General features: G+C 71.2%; 17 protein-coding genes and 3 pseudogenes. 12 read left to right on the forward strand and 8 right to left on the reverse strand.

What is annotated here, in order from left to right:
* Positions 1–245: 245 nt before the first annotated feature.
* From ACWD4G_RS35990 to ACWD4G_RS36005, 4 genes and pseudogenes are all read right to left on the reverse strand, one after another.
* A pseudogene (locus ACWD4G_RS35990) lies at positions 246–347 on the reverse strand (GNAT family N-acetyltransferase); the annotation flags it as partial.
* A gap of 403 nt (positions 348–750) precedes the next feature.
* The gene (locus tag ACWD4G_RS35995) at positions 751–1,485 is read right to left on the reverse strand and encodes an FAD:protein FMN transferase (protein WP_451301145.1); all 735 of its coding nucleotides are present in this window, start codon (positions 1,483–1,485) and stop codon (positions 751–753) included.
* Between the two features lie 6 nt (positions 1,486–1,491).
* Positions 1,492–2,241, reverse strand: a complete 750-nt coding sequence (locus ACWD4G_RS36000; protein WP_451301147.1) for an FMN-binding protein — start codon at positions 2,239–2,241, stop codon at positions 1,492–1,494.
* Positions 2,242–2,260: 19 nt separating this feature from the next.
* Positions 2,261–3,547, reverse strand: coding sequence for a ferredoxin reductase family protein (locus tag ACWD4G_RS36005; RefSeq protein ID WP_451301191.1), 1,287 nt, complete (start codon positions 3,545–3,547; stop codon positions 2,261–2,263).
* Positions 3,548–3,760: 213 nt separating this feature from the next.
* Between ACWD4G_RS36005 and ACWD4G_RS36010 the strand changes: the two genes are divergently transcribed.
* The 4 genes from ACWD4G_RS36010 to ACWD4G_RS36025 all read left to right on the forward strand — a co-directional run bounded on the left by ACWD4G_RS36010 (position 3,761) and on the right by ACWD4G_RS36025 (position 8,026).
* Positions 3,761–4,450, forward strand: a complete 690-nt coding sequence (locus ACWD4G_RS36010; RefSeq protein WP_451301149.1) for a response regulator transcription factor — start codon at positions 3,761–3,763, stop codon at positions 4,448–4,450.
* Positions 4,451–4,479: 29 nt separating this feature from the next.
* Positions 4,480–5,910, forward strand: coding sequence for a sensor histidine kinase (locus ACWD4G_RS36015; RefSeq protein WP_451301193.1), 1,431 nt, complete (start codon positions 4,480–4,482; stop codon positions 5,908–5,910).
* 196 nt (positions 5,911–6,106) lie between these two features.
* Positions 6,107–7,303 carry a histidine kinase gene (locus ACWD4G_RS36020; RefSeq protein ID WP_451301151.1) on the forward strand — a complete coding sequence of 399 codons (1,197 nt, stop codon included), beginning with the start codon at positions 6,107–6,109 and terminating at the stop codon, positions 7,301–7,303.
* A 78-nt stretch (positions 7,304–7,381) separates the two neighbouring features.
* The gene (locus ACWD4G_RS36025; RefSeq protein WP_451301195.1) at positions 7,382–8,026 is read left to right on the forward strand and encodes a response regulator transcription factor; all 645 of its coding nucleotides are present in this window, start codon (positions 7,382–7,384) and stop codon (positions 8,024–8,026) included.
* Positions 8,027–8,061: 35 nt separating this feature from the next.
* Here the strand turns inward: ACWD4G_RS36025 and ACWD4G_RS36030 are convergent, their stop codons facing one another.
* Together ACWD4G_RS36030 and ACWD4G_RS36035 are read right to left on the reverse strand one after the other, a co-directional pair.
* Positions 8,062–9,102, reverse strand: coding sequence for a zinc-dependent alcohol dehydrogenase (locus tag ACWD4G_RS36030; protein ID WP_451301153.1), 1,041 nt, complete (start codon positions 9,100–9,102; stop codon positions 8,062–8,064).
* A 98-nt stretch (positions 9,103–9,200) separates the two neighbouring features.
* Positions 9,201–9,968: an SDR family NAD(P)-dependent oxidoreductase gene (locus ACWD4G_RS36035; protein WP_451301155.1), complete on the reverse strand. Its 768-nt coding sequence runs from the start codon at positions 9,966–9,968 to the stop codon at positions 9,201–9,203.
* 125 nt (positions 9,969–10,093) lie between these two features.
* Here ACWD4G_RS36035 and ACWD4G_RS36040 point away from each other — a divergent pair, with 125 nt between their 5' ends.
* The 7 genes from ACWD4G_RS36040 (at position 10,094) to ACWD4G_RS36070 (ending at position 18,043) form a co-directional block, all read left to right on the forward strand.
* Positions 10,094–10,618: a MarR family winged helix-turn-helix transcriptional regulator gene (locus tag ACWD4G_RS36040; RefSeq protein WP_451301157.1), complete on the forward strand. Its 525-nt coding sequence runs from the start codon at positions 10,094–10,096 to the stop codon at positions 10,616–10,618.
* Between the two features lie 360 nt (positions 10,619–10,978).
* Positions 10,979–11,743 carry a response regulator transcription factor gene (locus ACWD4G_RS36045; protein ID WP_451301159.1) on the forward strand — a complete coding sequence of 255 codons (765 nt, stop codon included), beginning with the start codon at positions 10,979–10,981 and terminating at the stop codon, positions 11,741–11,743.
* Positions 11,744–11,847: 104 nt separating this feature from the next.
* On the forward strand, positions 11,848–13,089 hold the full coding sequence (locus ACWD4G_RS36050; protein ID WP_451301161.1) for a cytochrome P450: 1,242 nt from the start codon (positions 11,848–11,850) through the stop codon (positions 13,087–13,089).
* Between the two features lie 38 nt (positions 13,090–13,127).
* Positions 13,128–13,325, forward strand: coding sequence for a ferredoxin (locus ACWD4G_RS36055; RefSeq protein WP_451301163.1), 198 nt, complete (start codon positions 13,128–13,130; stop codon positions 13,323–13,325).
* Positions 13,322–14,491 (forward strand): NAD(P)/FAD-dependent oxidoreductase, encoded by a 1,170-nt coding sequence (locus ACWD4G_RS36060; protein ID WP_451301165.1) that lies wholly within the window; start codon positions 13,322–13,324, stop codon positions 14,489–14,491. The genes ACWD4G_RS36055 and ACWD4G_RS36060 overlap by 4 nt, the downstream gene beginning before the upstream one ends.
* A gap of 11 nt (positions 14,492–14,502) precedes the next feature.
* Positions 14,503–16,341 carry a flavin-containing monooxygenase gene (locus tag ACWD4G_RS36065; protein WP_451301167.1) on the forward strand — a complete coding sequence of 613 codons (1,839 nt, stop codon included), beginning with the start codon at positions 14,503–14,505 and terminating at the stop codon, positions 16,339–16,341.
* 13 nt (positions 16,342–16,354) lie between these two features.
* On the forward strand, positions 16,355–18,043 hold the full coding sequence (locus ACWD4G_RS36070) for a hypothetical protein (protein WP_451301169.1): 1,689 nt from the start codon (positions 16,355–16,357) through the stop codon (positions 18,041–18,043).
* On the opposite strand, the pseudogene ACWD4G_RS36075 reads toward ACWD4G_RS36070, so the two are convergent.
* Positions 18,028–18,468 (reverse strand): annotated as a pseudogene (locus ACWD4G_RS36075) (LysR substrate-binding domain-containing protein); the annotation flags it as partial. The gene ACWD4G_RS36070 and the pseudogene ACWD4G_RS36075 sit on opposite strands and share 16 nt — an antisense overlap.
* Positions 18,469–18,721: 253 nt before the next feature.
* Positions 18,722–19,171, reverse strand: a pseudogene (locus ACWD4G_RS36080) (LysR family transcriptional regulator); the annotation flags it as partial.
* A gap of 68 nt (positions 19,172–19,239) precedes the next feature.
* On the opposite strand from ACWD4G_RS36080, the gene ACWD4G_RS36085 reads away from it, so the two are divergent.
* Positions 19,240–20,244 carry an EamA family transporter gene (locus tag ACWD4G_RS36085; protein ID WP_451301171.1) on the forward strand — a complete coding sequence of 335 codons (1,005 nt, stop codon included), beginning with the start codon at positions 19,240–19,242 and terminating at the stop codon, positions 20,242–20,244.
* The last annotated feature ends 22 nt before the right edge of the window (positions 20,245–20,266 follow it).

The raw sequence follows: 20,266 nt of genomic DNA on the forward strand, positions 1-20,266 counted from the left end.
GCTGTGAGAAGGGCATGGAGGAGCGGGTCGGCAACCGCGGGACCCTCGCCCAGGGCGCCCGCCGTTTCGACCTTGTGACGTCGTGTTGCGAGAGTGTCAATCGACGTGTGGCGAGGCGTCAAGAGGTTTCGAACAATGTCCGACAGGCCGAACGTATTGCTCTCCGGGGGTTCTCGCTCGCCGCGCCCCCTATGCGCCCGCAGTGCCCTTCACCTGGCGTACCAGCTCCCAGACGTCCACGGCGAAGTACGCGGCTGGAAGTCGAAGTGGTCGGCGAAGGCGCTCTGGAGAAGGGCGTGGGCCTGCCGCCGGTCCGCCTCGGTGGCGCGGGGGCGACTCGTCCCAGGTGACCGGGGTTACGGGGCGCCCGGCGGCGGTCTGAGCTGGGGCGGGGGTTGCGGGGTACCCGGTGGTGGGGCTGAGCTGGGCCGGGTTTCGCTTACCGGCGCATGCAGGGTGCCGCTGCGCCCACCCGTGCCGCCCCAGCGGCACGATTGCCCGCAGCTACGACGACGACTGCTGGGTGGGTGCTGCCTCAGTGGCACGATTGCCCGCAGCTATGACGGCTGCTGGGTGGGCTGGGAGGCGGCCCTGAGGCCGCAGGCCTCAAGGGGCGCGGGGCTGTGTCGATATGCGGCTCCGCCGCGTGGGCGCGAGCAACCACGGAGCACCCGCGGTCGCCGTACGACACACGCCCCCGAGCTATGAGGCGCACACGACCCGCAGTCGCCGTGCAACGTGCGTCCCGAGCTAAGAGGCGTCCGCGGAGGACACCGGCAGCCCAGGGCTGCGGAAGACGCGGCGGTTCGTGTCCACCGCGAACACCTCGCAGCCCTTCCGGGACGCCGCCCACTCCACCCCCTCCGCGCCCATCGCGAACGCGGCCGTCGCCGTGGCGTCCGCCTCCGTCAGGGACGGGGCCACGACCGTGAGGCTCAGCAACCCCGTCGCCGGCCGGCCCGTGCGGCCGTCGAGGATGTGGTCACCGCGCTCATAGCGCGCCGACGTGGCGACCCCGCCCTCGGCGATCTCCAGGACCGTACAGAGGCGGTCGGCCCGCTCGGGGTGGCGTACACCGACGCGCCACGGCCCGCCGGTGGCGGCGACATCGCCACCGGCGTTCAGGCACACCCGCTTCGCGCCCCGCGAGACCAGCAGCTCGGCGGCCCGCTGCACCGCCCAGCCCTTCACCATGGCGCAGGGGTCGAGGCCGCGCCCCGGCAGCCGTACGTCGAACGCGCCACCGGTCGCCACCCGGTACTCCTCGCAGAGGCCGAGGACCTCGACCAGGTCCGGGCTGAGCTCGTGCGGTGCCAGCTCACCCCGGTCCAGCCGGGAGACCTCGCTGTCGGCTCGGAACGGGCTGAACCGCGCGTCGACCTCGCGCAGCCAGTCGAAGGCCGGCTCGGCGTCCTCGGCGGTGGCGTCCTCGTCCTCGATCAGCAGGGAGATCGGGAAACCCATGATGTGTTCGACGCGGCGCACCGTGGATCAGCCCTTCGCGTCGATCGCGGACTGCAACGACTGGCGGTAGCCGTCACTCGTGATCGTCGCACCCGACACGGTGTCGATGTCGGCGCTCTGGGCCTCCAACGTCTCCTCGATCAGAACCGGTACCGCGGCCTCGGTCTGCGGGTGGTTCGGCTGCTTCAGCATCTGCACGGCGGTGATCTTGTCGCCCGCGAAGGTCACCTGGACCTGGACATCACCCTTGGACGTGCCGATGGTCGAACCCGCGACCGTCTGACTCGCGCTCTCCTCCGACGCCGAGGCGGAGGGGGAGGAGCCCGACGCGGAGCCGGAGTCGGATGAGGAGCCGGAGCCGGAGTCGGACGAGGACGCCGATTCCGCGTTCTCGTCGATCGCGGCCTGCAAGGACTCCTTGTAGGCGTCACTGGTGATCGTCGCGCCGGAGACGGTGTCGATGTCGGCGCTCTGGGCCTCCAACGTCTCCTCGATCAGGACCGGAACCGCGGCCTCGGTCTGCGGGTGGTCCGGCTGCTGGAGCATCTCGACGGCGGTGATCTTCTCGCCCTGGAAGGTCGCCTGGACCTGGACGGGACCCTTCTCCGTGTCAACGGTCGGGCCCGAGATCACCGCGGGGTCGCCGCTGGTCGACGCGGACGCGGACGGGGCCGGCTCGGCGGTGACCGTGGTGGTCGTCTCGGTGGACGGGGTGTAGCGCCAGACGGGGACCAGCGCGGCGGCGCTGAGGACGATGGCGGGTATGGCTCGTTTCACGGTGCTTACCTTGTATCCCTCATCCAGCCAGGCTGAAGCGTTCGAAGTGGATCTGCTGCCCCGGCACGTTCAGCTCGCCCAGATGGCCGAGGACCGACTTCATCATCGGCGGCGGCCCGCACAGGAAGACATCGCGGTCGGTGATGTCGGGGACCATCCGCAGCAGCTCGCGCGGGGCCAGCAGATCGGGGCGGACGGGGCCGTCGACCAGATACAGCTCGGCGCCCTTGTCGAAGGCGAGCTGCTGGAGCTCGTTGTAGAGGACGGCGTCCTGCTTGGTGGCCACCCGGTAGATGACGACCGCGTGGCCCTGGATCTCCTCCAGCAGGGCGCGGATCGGGGTGACACCGACGCCGCCCGCGATCAGCACGGACTCCGGCCGGGTGCGGTGCATCGCCGTGAACGCGCCGTACGGGCCCTCGGCGAACACCCGCGTGCCGACCTTGACGTGCCGCAGCGCGGCGGAACCGGCACCGGCCGCCTTCGCGGTCAGCCGCAGCTGCCTGCCGTCGGGCGCCGCTGACAGCGAGAACGGGTTGGCCTGCCACCAGCGGTCCCGGGTCAGGAAGCGCCACATGAAGAACTGACCGGCCTGCGCGGGCATCCGGTCCAGATCACGGCCCTGCATGTAGATCGACACAACGTTGTCGGCCTCCGGGACGACCGCGGTCACCCGCAGCTGGTGGCGCCAGTTCCGCCACAGTGGCAGCACCAGACGGCCCAGGAACACCGAGGCCAGCGCCGCGCCCCACAGCACGTACCAGTACGCCGTCGCGGTCTCGGACGAGGCGAACGACGTACCCGCCGCGACCTGGTGCGTGAACGCCAGCACCACCGCCACATACGTGTACAGGTGGATGAAGTGCCAGGTCTCGTAGGCGAGACGGCGGCGGGCGAAGCGGGCCGAGACCACGCCGATCACGATGATGATGCCGAGCGCGACGATCGCGCGCAGCACGCCCTCGACGGTCTCCGCGAGGTCGACCAGCTGGTTCACCGGGTTCATGTCGGAGGACTGGGCGTAGCCGAAGGTGATGAACACCCCGTGCGCCACCAGCAGCCACAGCACCGAGAAACCGGTCCAGCGATGCCAGGACGTCAGCCGGTCCATGCCGATCCGCCGGTCGAACCACGGCAGCCGGGAGATCAGCACCAGCTGGAACGCCATCAGCAGCGCCCCGTACAGACCGGTGAGGCGGCCCAGCACGATCAGGGCGTTCGAGGCGAAGCCCGCCTGGACGAAGAAGACGGTCACCACGGCCACGTTCGCCGCCAGCACCGCGTACAAGCCGGTGCGGGCGACCACTTTGGGACGCGCTCCCGAGCGGCTCAGCGCCGCGGGGGATTGTTGGACAGTGGTCACGGGGACAGCTCCTGATCCTTGATCGAGTGGGGGGATTAGAGCTTCTCCGGCCACCGCTGTCGTTTTGCTGTCGGCCGACTTTCAAGTTTTTATCGATCTCCTTGCGGCCTGTGCAGCAACTATGGCGCAGGGCGATCGGTGCCGCAGTATGAGCACGTGGAGAAAGTGCGACTACTCGTGGTGGACGACGATCCGCCGATCGCGGATCTGGTGGCGACCGTCGCCCGCTATGAGGGCTGGGAGGCGGTCACGGCGTACTCCGGGGAGGAGGCGCTACGACAGGCCGCCGAGTTCCATCCCGACATCGTGGTCCTCGACCTGATGCTGCCCGGTCTCGACGGCTTCGGCGTCCTGGACCGGCTGCGGCAGTCGGGCACCATGGTGCCGGTGGTCTTCCTCACCGCCCGCGACGGTGTCGCCGACCGGGTCGCCGGCCTCACCCGCGGCGGCGACGACTACCTGGTCAAACCGTTCGCCGTGGAGGAGCTGATGGCCCGGCTGCGCACCGTGCTGCGCCGCAGCGCGGGCCCCGGCTTCCAGCGCTCGGTGCTCCAGGTCGCCGACCTCACCATGGACGAGGACACCCGCGAGGTCCGCCGGGGCGAGAAACTCCTCACCCTCACCCCCACCGAGTACGAGGTCCTGCGCTACCTCATGCGCAAGTCCCCGACCGTCCTCACCAAGGCCCAGATACTCGACCACGTCTGGGAGTACGGCTTCGGCGGGCGCTCCAACGTCGTCGAGCTGGTCGTCAGCCGGCTGCGCCGCAAGCTCGACGACAGCGGCGAACCCCTCATCCACACCGTGCGCGGCTTCGGATACGTCCTCAGGCAGGCCACCGAGTGAGGAACCGCCTCAGGGCCGCCTACCGGACGATGGCCCGCCTCAAGGACACCTACCGTCGTATGCGTCTCGGCACCCGGCTGGCCCTCGGCCTGGGCGCCCTGGCGCTCGTCGTCTTCGCCGTCGTCGGCAGCGCGCTCACCATGTACATGCGCGACTATCTGTCCAAGCAGCTGAACGAGCAGCTGCAGATCGCCCAGGTCGCCCAGTCCAAGAGCATCGCCGACTACGGCACGCTCGCGGGGAAGAAGTACTACCGCTGGTACTACGCCGTGTACGACGTCAAGGACGGCACCCCCGAGCTGCGCAAGCCCGAGGACCCGGGCGACCTGCCCAAGGACATCGACGACTTCGAGCTCGTCGCCCAGGCCCAGACCACCGCGGACACGGAGGTCACCCGCACAGAGCACCTCAAGGGCGAGGGCGCCTACCGGCTGCGGGCCTGCGAGGTCGAACCGGGAGTGATCCTGGTCAGTGCCGCCCCCATGGACGACATCGAGGACACCATCGGCCAGCTGGCCACCATCCAGGTGATCACCTTCCTCCTCGCCCTCGCCGCCCTCGTCGTCTTCGGACGGGCCATGCTGCGCCGGGGCCTCAAGCCGCTGAGCGACATGGCGCACACCGCCCGGGGCATCACCTCGCACGACCTGACGGACTCCGCGCGGCTGCCGGTCCGCCACGACGGCCGTGACGGCGGCCCCGAGGTCGAGGAACTGCGCACCGCCTTCAACACCATGCTGGAGCACATCGACGACGCCCTCGCCGTCCGCACCGAGGCCGAGCAGCGGCTGCGCCGCTTCGTCGCCGACGCCTCCCACGAACTGCGCACCCCCCTGATGTCCGTACGCGGTTACGCCGACCTCTTCCAGTACGCCGCCGCGCACAGCCCCGAGGAACGCGACAAGCACCTGGCCCGGCTGCGCGCCGAGGCCGCCCGCATGGGTGTGCTCCTCGACGACCTGCTGATGCTGGCCCGCCTCGACGCCGCCGATGTGGAGACCCCGCTTCGGCTGGAGGAGGCCGACCTGGTCGAGCTGGTCCGCCAGGCCGCCGACGCCTTCCGCGCCGGCCGCCCCGACCACCCCCTCACCGTCTCCACCGGCACCGCCCCACCGCCCCTGCGCCTGGACCCCCTCCGCATCCGCCAGGTCCTCGACAACCTCCTCACCAACGCCGCCGTGCACACACCCGCCGGCACCAAGGTGGCTCTGGAGGTGTCCGTGGACTCCGGCACGGCCGAGGTCCGCGTCACCGACTCCGGCCCCGGCATCCCACCCGACGACCAGGCCCGGGTCTTCGACCGCTTCTACCGCGTGGACAAGGCCCGCAGCAGAGACAGAGGAGGCAGCGGCCTGGGCCTGGCCGTGGCCCGCTCCCTCCTCAGGGCCCACGGAGGCACGATCACCCTGACGAGCGAGCCGGGGGCGACGACGTTCACGGTACGACTCCCGCTGGGATAGGGCCGGATCGACAATTGGCCCACTATGGGCAGCGGGGCCAGCGCGCCCTGAGGCCGCAGGCCGGATAGGGGCGCGGGGCTGAGTCGATATGCGGCTCCGCCGCGTGAGCGCGACCAGCCACAACGGACCCGCAGCCGCCACACTTCGCGCACCCCCGAGTCATAAGGCGCCCCATCAGTCCCCGTAATCTCATCCCATGGGCAAAACGGTGCGGCAAGCCGCACAAGCCACCCTCCACCTGACCATCGCCGCCGCGATGGCCTTCGGCGCGTACCTCTTCATCACGGTCCTCCTGATCACCGCCATCGCCACCCTCGCCGTCGTCGGCGCCTGGATGCTCCCGGAGACGGTGACCCTGATCCGCGGAATCGCCGGCGCGAAACGCCACCAGGCGGCCGCCTGGACCGGCCGTACGATCCCGGAGGCGTACCAGCCGATCGAGGGCACCGTCCGCGACCGCGTCCGTATCGCGGTCCGGGACCCCGGCACCCGCACCGACGCCGTCTGGATGCTGGCGTACTACGCCTACGGCTGGCTCCCCTGCCTGATGGTCTCCCTGTGGCCGCTGGGCCTGGTCGTGGACGGGGTGTGGTGCGGGCTGCTGCGCAGACAGGCCGTCGTCCTGCCGCTGATCAACCGCCTCGCCGACCTCGACGCCCGCTGGTCGGAGTCCCTGCTGAGGCCGTCACCGAAGGCCCGCCTGGCGGAACGCGTACGTCAGCTGGCCGCGACCCGGGCGGACGCGATCGCCGCCCACAGCGCCGAACTCCGCCGTATCGAACGCGACCTGCACGACGGCGCCCAGGCCCGCCTGGTCTCCCTGTCGCTGCGTATCGGCCTGGCCCAGCGCGCGTACGACCGTGATCCGGAGGCCGCCCGCAAGCTGCTGATCGATGCCCAGGAGCAGGCCGAGGCGGCGCTGACGGAGCTGCGGCACGTGGTCCGGGGCATCCATCCGCCGATCCTCACGGACCGGGGCCTCGCCGGTGCCGTACGGGCGCTGGCCGCCGGCAGCGGCATCGACACCACCGTCTCCGTGGAGGGCCTGGAGGACGGTGACGGCCCCCGTCCACCGGCCGCCGTCGAGGCCGCTGCGTACCACGTCGTCGCCGAGGCCCTCACCAACGCGGCCAAGCACAGCGCCTGCGCACGCGTGGAGGTGACGCTCACCCGAGTCCCGAGGGGGGTACGGGTGGTGGTGCGCGACGACGGACGGGGCGGGGCGGAACAAGCGGAACAGGGCGTGACCACGAGCGGCGGCCCCGGCGCCATGGGCGGTTCCGGACTCCTCGGTATGCGGCGCCGGGTCGCCGCACTGGACGGGACCTTCGCCCTGCGCAGCCCCGTCGGGGGTCCCACCGTGATCGAGGTCGAGCTGCCCTGCGTATGGTGACGGAAACGGAATCGAGGGCCGATTCGGGACCCGTGCGGGCCCGGTTTCGCCGCGAGGGGACAGATGGGTGGGACTGCCGTGCGTGTGGTGATCGCCGAGGACAACGCCCTGTTGCGCGAGGGCCTGGTGCTCCTGCTGACCTCGGCCGGACACGAGGTGGCGGCCGTCGCCGGCACCGGCCCCGAGGTCCTGCCCGCGCTGCTGGAACACCGCCCCGACGCCGCCGTCCTCGACGTACGCATGCCGCCCGGCTTCCGCGACGAGGGGCTCCGGGCGGCCTTGGACGCCCGCGAACAGCTTCCCGGACTGCCGGTGCTGGTGCTGTCGCAGTACGTGGAGGAGTCGTACGCCGCCGAACTGCTCGGCGGCGGGGCGAGCGGCGTCGGCTATCTGCTGAAGGACCGGGTCGGCCGGGTCGACGAGTTCCTGGACGCCCTGGACCGGGTCGCGGCCGGAGGGACCGCGCTCGACCCCGAGGTGGTCACCGAACTGCTGACCCGCCGCAAGGACTCCCCACTCGACTCGCTCACCCCGCGCGAGCGCGAGGTGCTGAGCCTGATGGCGGAGGGACACGACAACGCCACCATCGCCAAGATACTCGTCGTCACCGAACGCGCCGTCAGCAAGCACATCGGCAACATCTTCCTGAAGCTGGGGCTGCCCACCAGCGACACCGGCCACCGCAGAGTCCTGGCCGTACTGGCGTACCTGAACAACAAGTAGGCCCGCGCCCAAAGGGGCGCGGGGCTGTACAGCGCCTAGTCGAACGTCACGACCACCTTCTCCGCCGCCCCCGGCGTAGACGCCAGCTCAAACGCGTGCTCGACCTCCGTGGCGGGCACCCGGTGGCTGATGAGCTTGGCGAACCGCTCGTGGTGCTCGACCAGCTCGGGGGTGACCTCGAAGATCTCGGTGGGGTAGCCCTGCGAGGCGACCAGGGTCAGCTCGCTGCGCAGCATGCCGCCGAGGTCGATCTCCGTGCCCTTCTTCTGCACGGCGACCATGACCAGTTTCGCGCCCCACTTCGCCGAGCCCACCACGGTGTTGAAGACGGCGGCGACACCGGCGGCGTCGATGTAGATGTCGGTGCCGGGCCGGGGCTGGCCGAGCGCGTTGGCGGACTGCCCGTGCAACTCGGTCAGCCGGGCGGCGACGTCCTCCTCGGCGGAGTCGATCACGGCGTCCGCGCCCACGGCCAGTGCCTTCTCCAGCCGGGAGGGGATGACGTCGACGACGACCACGTGCTCCACACCGCGCAGCTTCAGCCAGATCGCCGCGCCGAGACCGATGGGCCCGGCACCGAACACCACGACCTTGTCGCCCGGCTCGGCCTCGGAGCGGTTGACGCAGTGCCGGGCGACGGCCATCGGCTCGTTGAGCGAGGCCACGTCGAAGGGCACCGTGTCGGGGAACACGGCCACGCTCCTGCCGATCTCGGCGTTCTCGATGAGCAGATACTCACTGATGGCGCCGTACTGTCCGCCACAGCCGATGATGCCGGTCGGCGCGTCCTGCGGGTTGACCACCACCCGGTCGCCGACCTTCAGCTCCGAGACCTCGGCGCCGACCTCGACGACCTCACCGGCGGGTTCGTGGCCGAGCGGCACCGGCACCAGCTCTCCGCCCAGGTGGGCGCGGGCGGGCATACCGCCCATGTGCAGGAAGGTGACGTCGGTACCGCAGATACCGCAGGCGCGGACGCGTACGAGCGCGTCCTTGGGGCCGGGTACGGGACGCTCGACGTCCACGACCTCGACCTTGCCGACACCGGCGGTGCGGACGGACTTCATCGTCGCCATGGAGGGACTCGCTTTCTGGGGGGTGAGCACGCCGGGCCCCGCGGGACGGAGCGGGGCCCGGCGTACTGGAAGAAGGAGGTGTGCGGAGGGCCGAACCGTCAGACGGCGGCCCACGCGTCGTCGACCGGCAGCACCACACCGTTGACGAACGCGGCGGCGTCGGAGGCGAGGAAGACGATCGCGTCGGCCTGCTCCTCGGCACTGCCGAGCCGGCCGATGTTGGCGCCTATCAGCCCGCCTATGACCGACGGGCCGTGTGCCGACTGGTCGGCGTCGACCTTGATGTTGGTCATGGTCGGGCCCGGGGCGATGGCGTTGGCGCGGATGCCCTGCTTGCGGTACATCACCGACAGGCTCTTCACCAGGCCCACCACACCGTGCTTGGACGCGGTGTAGGCGGCACCGGCGGCGCTGCCGCGCAGTCCGGCCTCGGAGGCGGTGAAGACGATGGCCCCCCGCTCCGCCTTCAGCATGTGCGGCAGGGCGGCCCGGGTCAGCAGGAACGGCGCGGTCAGATTGACCCGGATGACCCGCTCCCACTCGGCGTCGTCGACATCGGCGAGGGCCGACATCCGGTCCATGATCCCGGCGTTGTTCACCAGGACGTCCAGCCCGCCGAAGGAGTCGACGGCCCGCTCGACGACCCGGTCGACGACCGTCTGGTCGCTGAGGTCGCCGACGACCGCGAGGGCGGTGCCGCCGGCCTGCTCGATCTCCTTGACCGTCTCGTCGGCGGCGTCCTGGTCGATGTCGGCGACCACGACCTTGGCGCCCGCCGCGCCGAACTTCAGGGCCGCGGCGCGACCGATACCGGAACCCGCGCCCGTGACGACGACACTGCGGCCGTCGAGACCGATGCTGCTCATGAACTGCTCCTTCGTCGGGGGCATCTGGGCCGGGGGCGATTCGCTCGCACCACCCGGCTACTTGAGTTAGGCAAGCATATGTGACTTACTTGAGTCAAGCAATCGACTGTGGTTAGGTGATGCACATGCCCCCATCGCCGCCGGCGGCCGTCCCCGCCTCCCCGGAAGTGATCGAGATCGAACGGGCTCTGACCCAGATCACCTATCTGAGTACCAGAGCCCGTCGGCACGAGCGTCTGATGGCCCTCGCGGGAGTGCCGCTGGACCGCGCGGCCGTGGCCCTGATGCGACAGGTCGCCGACTCCGAGCCCTTGCGGCCGGGGGAGTTGGCCGACCGGCTCGACGTCGAGGCCTCCCATGTCACCCGCCAGGTGAAGCGGTTGGAGAGGTCGGGCCATCTGACGCGGGTCACCGACCCCGGCGACCGTCGCGCCCAGCGCATCCGGCTCACGCCCCTCGGGCAGCGGGCCATCGACCGCATCCGGCAGGCCGGCGCCATCGGCATGGGAGTGGCCCTCGCCGACTGGTCACCCGACCAGATCCGCCAACTCTCCGCGCTGTTCCGGCGGATGGTGGAGGTGTTCCTCGCGTACGCGGTCGAGGAGGGTCGGGAGACCGACACCGACACCGGTCCATCCGGCGTCGGCTGACGGGTCGATCGGCCGGTGTGCGGTGGTGGGGTGCCGGGGGCGGGGTGCCGAGTTGGCGGGGCGGCGAATGCCGAACCGTCCCCCGAAGTCGCCCCGCAAGGGCGGCCCCCGCGCCGCCCCGCAAGGGCGGCCCTGGCCCCGCACCCTAAGAGCGACCCGCAGTACCGCGCCCTCAAGGGCGACCCGCGGATCGCCCAACCGCCCCCCTCGAACCCCTACCGCCCCGGTCGCCCCCCCCGCCCCACGGCCGACCCGTCCGCGACGCGTCTTCGATCCCGTGGCCGTCACCCCGTTCGTCAGGCCAGGCCCGCCTCACCGCAGGCCGCCCCGTGAAGAGTGAGCTAACGAATGGTCTTATCCATGTACGGCACTGTCAGCGACAAACCGTCGCTTCCCCGAGGCGCGGGGCAGCACGTCCTGATCGTCGTGGGCGACCCGCAGATCGCCGAACTGCTCTCCACCACCCTGGAGTTGGCGGGCTACCGCATCTGTCTGGTGGAGACCGGCCGGGAGGCCGTGGGGCAGTTGGGCGAGCAGCGGTTCGACCTGGTGGTGATGGACCTGGCGGTCGTGGACCTGGAACGCGTCGGCAGGGAACGCTCGACCGTCCTCCACGTCCCGCCCGTACTCTTTTTGACGGTGAGCGAGTCGCTCGGCAGGCTGCTGCCCGAACTCGGCCTCGGCGAGAAGGACTATGTCACCAAGCCCTTCCGGATCGCCGAAGTCCTCGCCCGCGCCCAGATGTTGCTGCGCGGCAGACAGCCCGCCCGGCCGCACAGCGAACTGGCCTACCACGACCTGACCCTGGACGACTGCGCCTGCCAGGCACTGCGCGCGGGCCGCGTGTTGAACCTCACCCCCGCCGAGTACCGACTGCTGCGCTATCTCCTGGTCAACGCCCACACGGTGCTGTCCAAGGAGCAGATCGGCCGGTTCGTGTGGGGCGACTTCCACGGCGACAACGCCATCGAGCAACTGGTGTCACGGCTGCGCCGCAAGGTGGACCAGCAGGGGCCACCGCTGATCCAGACCCGCCGCGGCTTCGGCTACTGGCTCGGACAGGCCGGTGACCGCATCCCCGCAGGAGGTGATCCAGGTCACGTCAGGTTTCTGTCAGGCAACTGACCGGGAGCCGTCAGTTCCCCTTGTTTGCATGCGTTCATCGAGACCGCGAAGCACGTCACCCCGGCGCTCCGCCCCATCGGAGCCCCCCACCACCGAGGAGAGACATGGCCGACACCTTGACCGGCCCCGCGTCCGACGCCACCGCGCCGGTTCCCGAGTATCCGATGCCCCGGGCGACGGCCTGTCCGCTCGCCCCGCCGCCGGCCGTGGACGCGCTGCGCGGAGAGCGGCCGATCACCAGGGTCAGGATCTGGAACGGCAGTACACCGTGGCTGATCACCCGTCACGCCGACCAGCGGACCCTGCTGACCGACCCGCGCGTCAGCAATGACGACCACGAGCCGGACTTCCCCCACGTCAACGCCCACCGTGCGGACATCGCCCCGCACACCCCGAAACTCATCACCAACACCGACGCCCCCGAGCACACCCGACTGCGCCGCTCGGTCAACGCGCCGTTCCTGGTCAAACGGATCGAGGCCATGCGGCCCGCCGTGCAGAAGATCGTCGACGACCTGCTCGACACCATGCTCGCCGGCCCCAACCCGGCCGACCTGCTCACCGCGCTCGCCCTGCCCGTGCCGTCGCTGGTCATCGCCGAACTGCTGGGCGTGCCGTACGAGGACCACGAGCTGTTCCAGGAGAACAGCAACCGCGTCCTCGACAGCTCGCTCACGGCGGAGGAAGCGGCCGTGGCCGGCCGCGCGCTGGGCGACTACATGGGCGCCCTGTTCCAGAAGAAGCTCGCCGAGCCGGCCGATGACGTGCTGTCGGAGATGGCCGGCAAGGTCAAGGCCGGTGAGATGGCCCCCGAGGAGGCCGTCAGCATGGGCGTGGCCATGCTGATCGCCGGGCACGAGACCACCGCGACGATGATCAGCCTCGGCACGCTCGCCCTGTTCGAACACCCCGACCAGCTCGCCGTACTGCGCGAGACCGAGGACCCGAAGGTCGTCGCGAACGCCGTCGACGAACTCCTGCGCTACCTCTCCATCGTGCACTCGGGTCTGCGCCGGGTCGCCAAGGACGACATCGAGATCGACGGCCAGGTCATCCGCAAGGGCGACGGCCTCCTGTTCGACCTTCAGGCCGCCAACTGGGACCCGGAGGCGTTCCCCGAGGCCGGGCGACTGGACCTGAGCCGCCCCGCCCGCCAGCACAACGCCTTCGGCTACGGCCCCCACCAGTGCCTCGGTCAGAACCTGGCCCGGCTGGAACTCCAGGTCGTCTACGGCACCCTCTACCGGCGCATCCCCACCCTGCGCCCGGCCGCCCCGCTCGACCAGCTCGCGTTCAACCACACGGGCACCACCTACGGCGTCAAGTGCCTGCCCGTCACCTGGTGACACTCCCCCCACCGAGTTCAAGAACCAAGGAGCAACCCATGCGTGTGGAACTGGACGAACCGAAGTGTGTCGCGTCGGGGCAGTGCGTGATGGCCTCCCCCGAGGTCTTCGATCAGCGGGATGAGGACGGTGTCGCGATCCTGCTGGAGGAGCACCCCGCCCCCGACCTGATGGACGGCGTGCAGGAGGCCATCGCCATCTGCCCGGCCGCCGCGATCCGGCTGGTCGGCGAGTGAACCGCATCCTGGTCGTCGGGGCCTCGGCCGCCGGACTCGCGGCGGCCGAGACCCTGCGCCGGGAGGGCCACACCGGCACCCTCACCCTCGTCGGCGACGAACCGCACGCCCCGTACGACCGGCCCCCGCTGTCCAAGCAACTCCTCGCCGCCGAGTGGGACATCGACCGGCTGACCCTGCGCCAGCCGTCCGACCTCGATGCCCTCGACCTCGACCTGCGCCTCGGCACCGCCGCCACCGGCCTCGACCTCACGGCCCGTGAGGTGAGGCTCGCCGACGGCTCGACGGTGCCGTACGACGGACTCGTCATCGCCACCGGCGTACGACCGCGCAGGCTGCCCGGTGAGGGGGCGCATGTGCTGCGCACCCTTCAGGACACGCTGACGCTCCGGGAGCGGTTGAGGCCGGGGCGGCGGCTGGTCGTGGTCGGCGCCGGGTTCCTCGGCGCGGAGGCCGCGGCCGTGGCCTGGCGGCTCGGCGCCGAGGTGACCCTCCTCGAACCGGCACCGGTGCCCCTGGCCCACGCGGTCGGCGAGGAGGTCGGCGCCGTGCTCTCCCGGGCCCATCTCGACCACGGCGTGAATCTGCGCACCGGGGTCACCGTCACCGAGGTCACCGAGGACGGCGTACGGCTCGCCGACGGCGAGATCGTCGAGGCCGACGAGGTGCTGGTCGCCATCGGCTCGCTGCCCAACACCGAGTGGCTCGCGGACAGCGGCCTCTCCATCGGCGACGGCGTGGTCTGCGACGAGTACTGCGAGGCCGCGAAGAACGTCTACGCGGCGGGCGACGTCGCCCGCTGGTACAACCCGCTCTTCGGCACCTCCATGCGCATCGAGCATCGCACCAACGCCGCCGAACAGGGCATGGCCGCCGCCCGCAACCTCCTCAACCCCGAGGCCCGCAAGCCGTTCGCGCCCGTTCCGTACTTCTGGTCCGACCAGTACGACATGAAGGTGCAGGCGTACGGCCATCTGCGCGGCCACGACGAGGTCGCCGTCGTCGACGGGGATCTCTCCGAACGCCGCTTCGTGGCCGTTTACCGCGCGGGGGACCGGGTCACCGGCGCCCTCGCGGTCGGTATGCCCCCCAAGGCCATCCGGCAGTGGCGCCAGGCCATCGCCACCGGCGCCGAGTGGCGCGAGACCGTACCCCGCCGACCGTAGAGAGGACCACGATGTCCGCCCCCCACACCCCGACCCCTTCTCCCGCCTCTCCCGGCGCCGAGGACCCGGGCTTCGACCTCGACGCGCTGCGCGCCCGCTACCGGGCCGAACGCGACCGCCGGATTCGCCCCGACGGCAACCGCCAGTACCAGGGCATGGCCGGCGAGTTCGGCTCCTACGACGAGGACCCCTACGCCGATTCCGAACTCACCCGGGACCCCCTCCACGACCGGGTCGACGCCATCGTCATCGGCGGCGGCTTCGGCGGACTGCTCGCCGGGGCACGGCTGCGGCAGGCCGGACTGGACACGATCCGGATCATCGAGAAGGGCGCCGACTTCGGCGGCACCTGGTACTGGAACCGCTACCCCGGCATCCACTGCGACATCGAGTCGTACATCTATCTGCCGCTGCTCGAAGAACTCGACTACGTCCCGAAGTGGAGGTACGCGCCGGGCGAGGAGATCCGCCAGCACACCCGGGCCATCGCACGCCACTTCGACCTCTACCGCGACGCCTGCTTCCAGACCGTCGCCACCGAACTGCGCTGGAACGAGGCCGAGTCGGAGTGGACCGTATCCACCGACCGCGGCGACCGGATGCGCGCCCGCTATGTCGTCACCTCCAGCGGCACGCTCAGCCAGCCCAAACTCCCCGGCATCCCCGGTATCGAGACCTTCCGGGGCCACACCTTCCACACCAGCCGCTGGGACTACGACTACACCGGCGGCGACGCGAACGGCGGCCTCACGGGGCTCGCCGACAAGCAGGTCGCCGTCATCGGCACCGGCGCCACCGCCATCCAGGTCGTCCCGCACCTCGGCGCCGACGCCGCACATGTGTATGTCTTCCAGCGCACCCCGTCCTCCGTCGACGTACGCGGCAACGCACCCACCGACGAGGAGTGGGCGAAGACGCTCACCCCCGGCTGGCAGCGGCGCCGGATGGACAACTTCCTGAAGACGGTCACCGGCATCCGGGTCGAGGAGGACCTGGTCAAGGACGGCTGGACCAGCAGCGCCCGCCTCCAGGAGAAGCTCATCCCGAGCGACGCCTACGCCGACACCCCGGCCGAGGAGCGCGAACGCGCCTACGAGATCGCCGACTTCCAGAAGATGAACGAGCTGCGGGCCCGAGTCGAGCGAATCGTCGAGGACCCGGAGACCGCCGAGAAACTCAAGCCCTGGTACCGCTACATGTGCAAGCGGCCCGCCTTCAGCGACACCTACCTCCAGACCTTCAACCGCCCCAACGTCACCCTGGTGGACACCGCCGACACCCATGGCGTGGAGCGGATCACCGAGGACGCGATCGTCGTCGGCGGAGTCGAGTACGAGGTCGACTGCATCATCTTCGCCACCGGCTTCGACGTCGGTGTCTCGGGGCTGCTGTCCGGCCGGCTCCCCGCGTACGGCCGCGACGGGGTCGGTCTGCTGGAGTCCTGGATGACCGCAGGCCCGAAGACCCTCCACGGCTTCTACAGCCATGGCTTCCCCAACCTCTTCCAGCTCGGCCCGATGCAGAACGCCAGCGCCGTGAACTACGTCCACATCCTCGACCAGCAGTCGATCCACGTCGGCAAGGTCGTCGCCGAGGCCGTCAAACGCGGGGCCAAGTACGTCGAGCCGACCGCCGAGGCCGTGGACGCCTGGGTGGCCACCATCCGCGAGAAGGCCGCCGACCTGTACACGTTCCAGGCCGAGTGCACCCCCGGCTACTACAACAACGAGGGCAGACCGCGCGAGCGCAGCGAGTCGTACGGGGACGGGCCGGTCGCCTTCCACGAGCTGCTGCGGCGCTGGCGCGAGGACGGCGGTATGGACGATGTCCTCGTCGAGGCCGACCGGTAGGGGCGGGAAGGAGATGAGCACACGACGGCCCAGCCGGTTCGACCTCGACGCGACCGGCGCACCGCGCACCACCAGCGACCGCTGGCAGGCGCGCAGGCTCAACCCGCCCAATCCGCTGTGGGGTTCCAACGGTGTCGCCTTCGGCCCCGACGGCCGGCTCTATGTCGCCCAGTTCCTCGCCGGGCAGATCAGCGCCGTCGACCCGGCCACCGGCGACGTCGAGATCGTCGTACCGATGGACGGCCCGGTGCGGTCGCCGGACGACCTCGCCTTCGGCGCGGACGGCTCGATGTACATCGCCGACCTGGTGCCGGGCCGGGTGTGGCGGCGCAGCACGGCGGGCGAGTACAGCCTCGTCTCGGACGACATCCAGAACCCCAACGGCATCACCTGTATCGGCGACCGGCTCTTCGTCAACGAGATGAAGCCCGACGGCCGGCTGCTGGAGCTGTTCCCGGACGGCGGCGACCCAGTCGTCCTCACCCGGGGCCTCGCTCTCGGCAACGCCATGCAGCGCGGCCCCGACGGACACCTGTACTACCCGCACATGATGGGCGGCCGGAACCCGCTCCAGACGGGCCAGGTCTGGCGGATACCGCCGGACGGCGGGGCACCCGAGATGGTCGCGGACGACGTCCACATGCCGGTGGCCGTGCGCTTCGACCAGGGCGGTGTCCTGCACGTCCTCTCCCGGGGCGTCGAGGGCATCGTCACCCGTATCGACCTGCACGGCTCCGGTACCCGCGAGCTGATCACCAGTGGGCTCAAGGGCCTGGACAACGGGGCGTTCGACAACGAGAACCGCCTGTTCGTCTCCAGCTACTCCGCCGGCGGCATCACCGAACTGCACCCCGACGGCCGCACCCGGGACCTCGTGCCGCGCGGCTTCGACGGCCCCTACGGGGTGACGGTCGACCTCGGCGGCACCGTGTACGCGGCCGACCACTACCGCCTGGCGAGCCCGGCGGCGACGGACGACGATGAGCCCGTCACTCACCTTCTGCTGCCGTTCGCCCACGGCATCGCCGCCGAGGGCCAATCGTTGCACTACACCTCGCAGTTCGGGAACGTCCAGACGTACGACCCGCGGACGGGGACCAGCCGGGAGCGGGCACGGGGGCTGGACCGGCCGATCGGTATCGCGGTCGGACCGGACGGCGCGCTCGTGGTCGCCGAGGCGGGCGCAGGCCGGGTGGTGGCCATAGGCGAAGGCGGCGGTGACGGTGACGGCGGGGCCGGAAGCGTGACCGTGCTCGCCGAAGGTCTCGACCGGCCGACCGACGTGGCCTTCGACGCCGACGGGAGGGCCTACGTCAGCGAGGAGCGCCTCGGAACGGTGCTGCGGATCGACGAGGGCGGCAAGACGGTCGTGGTCGCGGACGGGCTCGGCGCACCGCAGGGACTGGCCGTCCTGGGCGAGGAGTTGTTCGCGGTGGAGACCGAACAGCGCAGGCTGACCGCGATCTCCCTCACCACGGGGGAGCGGCGGATCGACGCCGAGGACCTGCCGGTCGGACCGCCGCCGGGTGTCGTCCCCCGCGCCGAACCGGCACTGTTCGCGGCCGGTATGCCCGGTGTGGCCCGCCGTTTCGCGGGTCTGGCCGCCGCCCCGGACGGCACCCTCGTCCTGTCGGCCAACGGCGAGGGAACGGTGCTGAGGCTGACGCCGAAGGCGGGCGCGGGGGCTCAGCCGGAGCGGTAGAGCGCCGTCAGCAGTTCGATGGCGGCCCGGGTGGCGGGATGCGGATCGTCCCGCCACCAGGCGAGCCGTACGGCGATGGGCTCGGCGTCGCGCACCGGCCGGTGGACGACACCGGGCCGCCGGTACTGGTGGGCCGTGGACTCCGGGCTGACCCCGACGACCCGGCCGGTGGCGATCGCCGTGAGCCACTCGTCCACGTCGTGCGACTCCTCGGTCGTCGGCCGGGAGCCGGGCGGCCACAGCTCGGCCGTGGTCGTTCCCGTCCTGCGGTCGATCAACAGCGTGCGCCCGCTCAGATCGGCCAGCCGCACCGAGCGGCGCCGGGCCAGCGGATCGTCGGCGGCCATCGCGCACAGCCGCCGCTCCAGCCCCACGATCGCCGCGTCGAACCGGCGGTCGTCCAGGGCCCTGCGCACCACGGCTAGGGCCTGTCGTTTGGATCATGCCGGCTTCGGGCTACGGCGCCTTGGTGGCTGCCGGTGAGCGGGGTGTGGTGCGTGCAGCTGCAAGGCGGAGGAGGGCGTCAACGCGATGGGGGTCCCTCCCGCGCGAGCGAAGCCGAGCGTGGGGGAGTTGGCAACCGACGACAACGCCGCTGGGGGTCCCCCCACGCCCTTAAGGCAGTGGGGGAGTGCGTGCCACACCCCGCGGCCCAGGCGTGATCCAAATGACAGGCCCTAGATCGCAGGCACCCTCCGCGAGCCCCGCCGTGGGGGAGTTGACCCGTACGAGCTGAAGATCCGTCTCCGGGTGCGCGGCCCCCCAGCGACGCTGGAAGTCCACGGTGTGCCGCCCGAGCGCCGACCAGGCGTACCCCATCCGCAGCCGGGCATGACCGGAGGCGGCCTCCCGGACCAGCTCGCCGACCTCGCCGAGCACCCGCCGCGCGTGCGCCACCACCCGCGAACCGGTCGGTGTCGGGGCCACCTCCCGCGAGGTCCGCCGTAACAGCCGTACGCCGAGGGCCCGTTCGAGCGAGGCCAGCGTGCGGGACACCGCCGCCTGGGAGACCCCGAGAGCGATCGCGGCATCGGTGAAGGTGCCCTCGTCGACGATCGCGACCAGGCAGCGCAGTTGACGGAGTTCGATGTCGCCGAGGGGCTTGTCGGTGCTGGCCGTGCCGTCCATGACTCCAGCGTATAGAGGCGGCGCGGAATGCATTTTGCGCAACCGGGCTCCCGGCGCACGCTCGGCTCATGGACGCCTCCATCGCCAACCCCGCCGCAGACACGATCCGGGCTCCCGCACCGGCCCCGATCTCGGCTTCCGCCGCGGCCCCGATCTCGGCTTCCGCTCCGGCTCCGGCCCCGGCCCCGGTTTCCGCTCCGGCTCCGGCCCTGGAGTCTGCCCCGGCCCCCGATTCGGCCTCGGGGGCGCGACTCGCCGGCGTCGTCACCATGGTCGGCTGCGGTGTGTCCAACCAGGTCGGGGCCGTGCTGGGCGCGCTCGCCTTCCCGGTGCTCGGGCCCGTGGGGGTCGTGGCGGTACGGCAGTATGTCGCCGCGCTCGTCCTCGTGGCCGTGGCCCGCCCCCGGCTGCGGTCCTTCACCGCGCGCCAGTGGTGGCCGGTGGTGCTGCTCGCACTGGTCTTCGGGACGATGAACCTGTCGCTCTACACCGCGATCGACCGCGTCGGTCTGGGCCTCGCGGTGACCCTGGAGTTCCTCGGCCCGCTCGCCATCGCCCTCGCCGGCTCCCGCCGCCGCGTGGACGCCGCCTGCGCACTGGCCGCCGCGCTGGGCGTGGTGACCCTGATGCGCCCCCAGGTGTCCACCGACTACCTCGGCATGGGCCTGGGCCTCCTCGCCGCGGTCTGCTGGGCGTCGTACATCCTGCTCAACCGCACCGTCGGCCGCCGTATCCCCGGCGCGCAGGGCTCCGCCGCGGCCGCGCTGCTCTCGGCGCTCGCCTTCCTGCCGGTCGGCGTCGTCGTGGTGATCCATCGGCCGCCGACCGCCGGGGCCGTCGCCTCCGCGATCGCCGCCGGTGTGCTCGCCTCGGCGGTGCCGTACCTCGGTGACGCGTTCACCCTCCGCCGGGTGCCGACCCGGGCGTTCGGCCTGTTCATGAGCGTCAACCCGGTCCTGGCCGCCCTCGTCGGCTGGATCATGCTCGGCGAGGGCCTCGGGTGGATCGAATGGGCCGCCATCGGCGCGGTCGTCGCCGCGAACGCGCTGAGCATGAGCGTGCCCCGGCGCTGAACGTCCCTTCTGAACACTTGCT

Source organism: Streptomyces sp. NPDC002643 (assembly GCF_053592555.1).

Bases quoted from the DNA above. Each gene is read 5' to 3' on its own strand.
- ACWD4G_RS36030 (WP_451301153.1), bottom strand. From the start codon at position 9,102: ATGGCGACGATGAAGTCCGTCCGCACCGCCGGTGTCGGCAAGGTCGAG.
- ACWD4G_RS36020 (WP_451301151.1), top strand. From the start codon at position 6,107: ATGGGCAAAACGGTGCGGCAAGCCGCACAAGCCACCCTCCACCTGACC.
- ACWD4G_RS36070 (WP_451301169.1), top strand. From the start codon at position 16,355: ATGAGCACACGACGGCCCAGCCGGTTCGACCTCGACGCGACCGGCGCA.
- ACWD4G_RS36035 (WP_451301155.1), bottom strand. From the start codon at position 9,968: ATGAGCAGCATCGGTCTCGACGGCCGCAGTGTCGTCGTCACGGGCGCG.
- ACWD4G_RS36040 (WP_451301157.1), top strand. From the start codon at position 10,094: ATGCCCCCATCGCCGCCGGCGGCCGTCCCCGCCTCCCCGGAAGTGATC.
- ACWD4G_RS36015 (WP_451301193.1), top strand. From the start codon at position 4,480: ATGGCCCGCCTCAAGGACACCTACCGTCGTATGCGTCTCGGCACCCGG.
- ACWD4G_RS36085 (WP_451301171.1), top strand. From the start codon at position 19,240: ATGGACGCCTCCATCGCCAACCCCGCCGCAGACACGATCCGGGCTCCC.
- ACWD4G_RS36065 (WP_451301167.1), top strand. From the start codon at position 14,503: ATGTCCGCCCCCCACACCCCGACCCCTTCTCCCGCCTCTCCCGGCGCC.
- ACWD4G_RS36045 (WP_451301159.1), top strand. From the start codon at position 10,979: ATGTACGGCACTGTCAGCGACAAACCGTCGCTTCCCCGAGGCGCGGGG.
- ACWD4G_RS36055 (WP_451301163.1), top strand. From the start codon at position 13,128: ATGCGTGTGGAACTGGACGAACCGAAGTGTGTCGCGTCGGGGCAGTGC.
- ACWD4G_RS36050 (WP_451301161.1), top strand. From the start codon at position 11,848: ATGGCCGACACCTTGACCGGCCCCGCGTCCGACGCCACCGCGCCGGTT.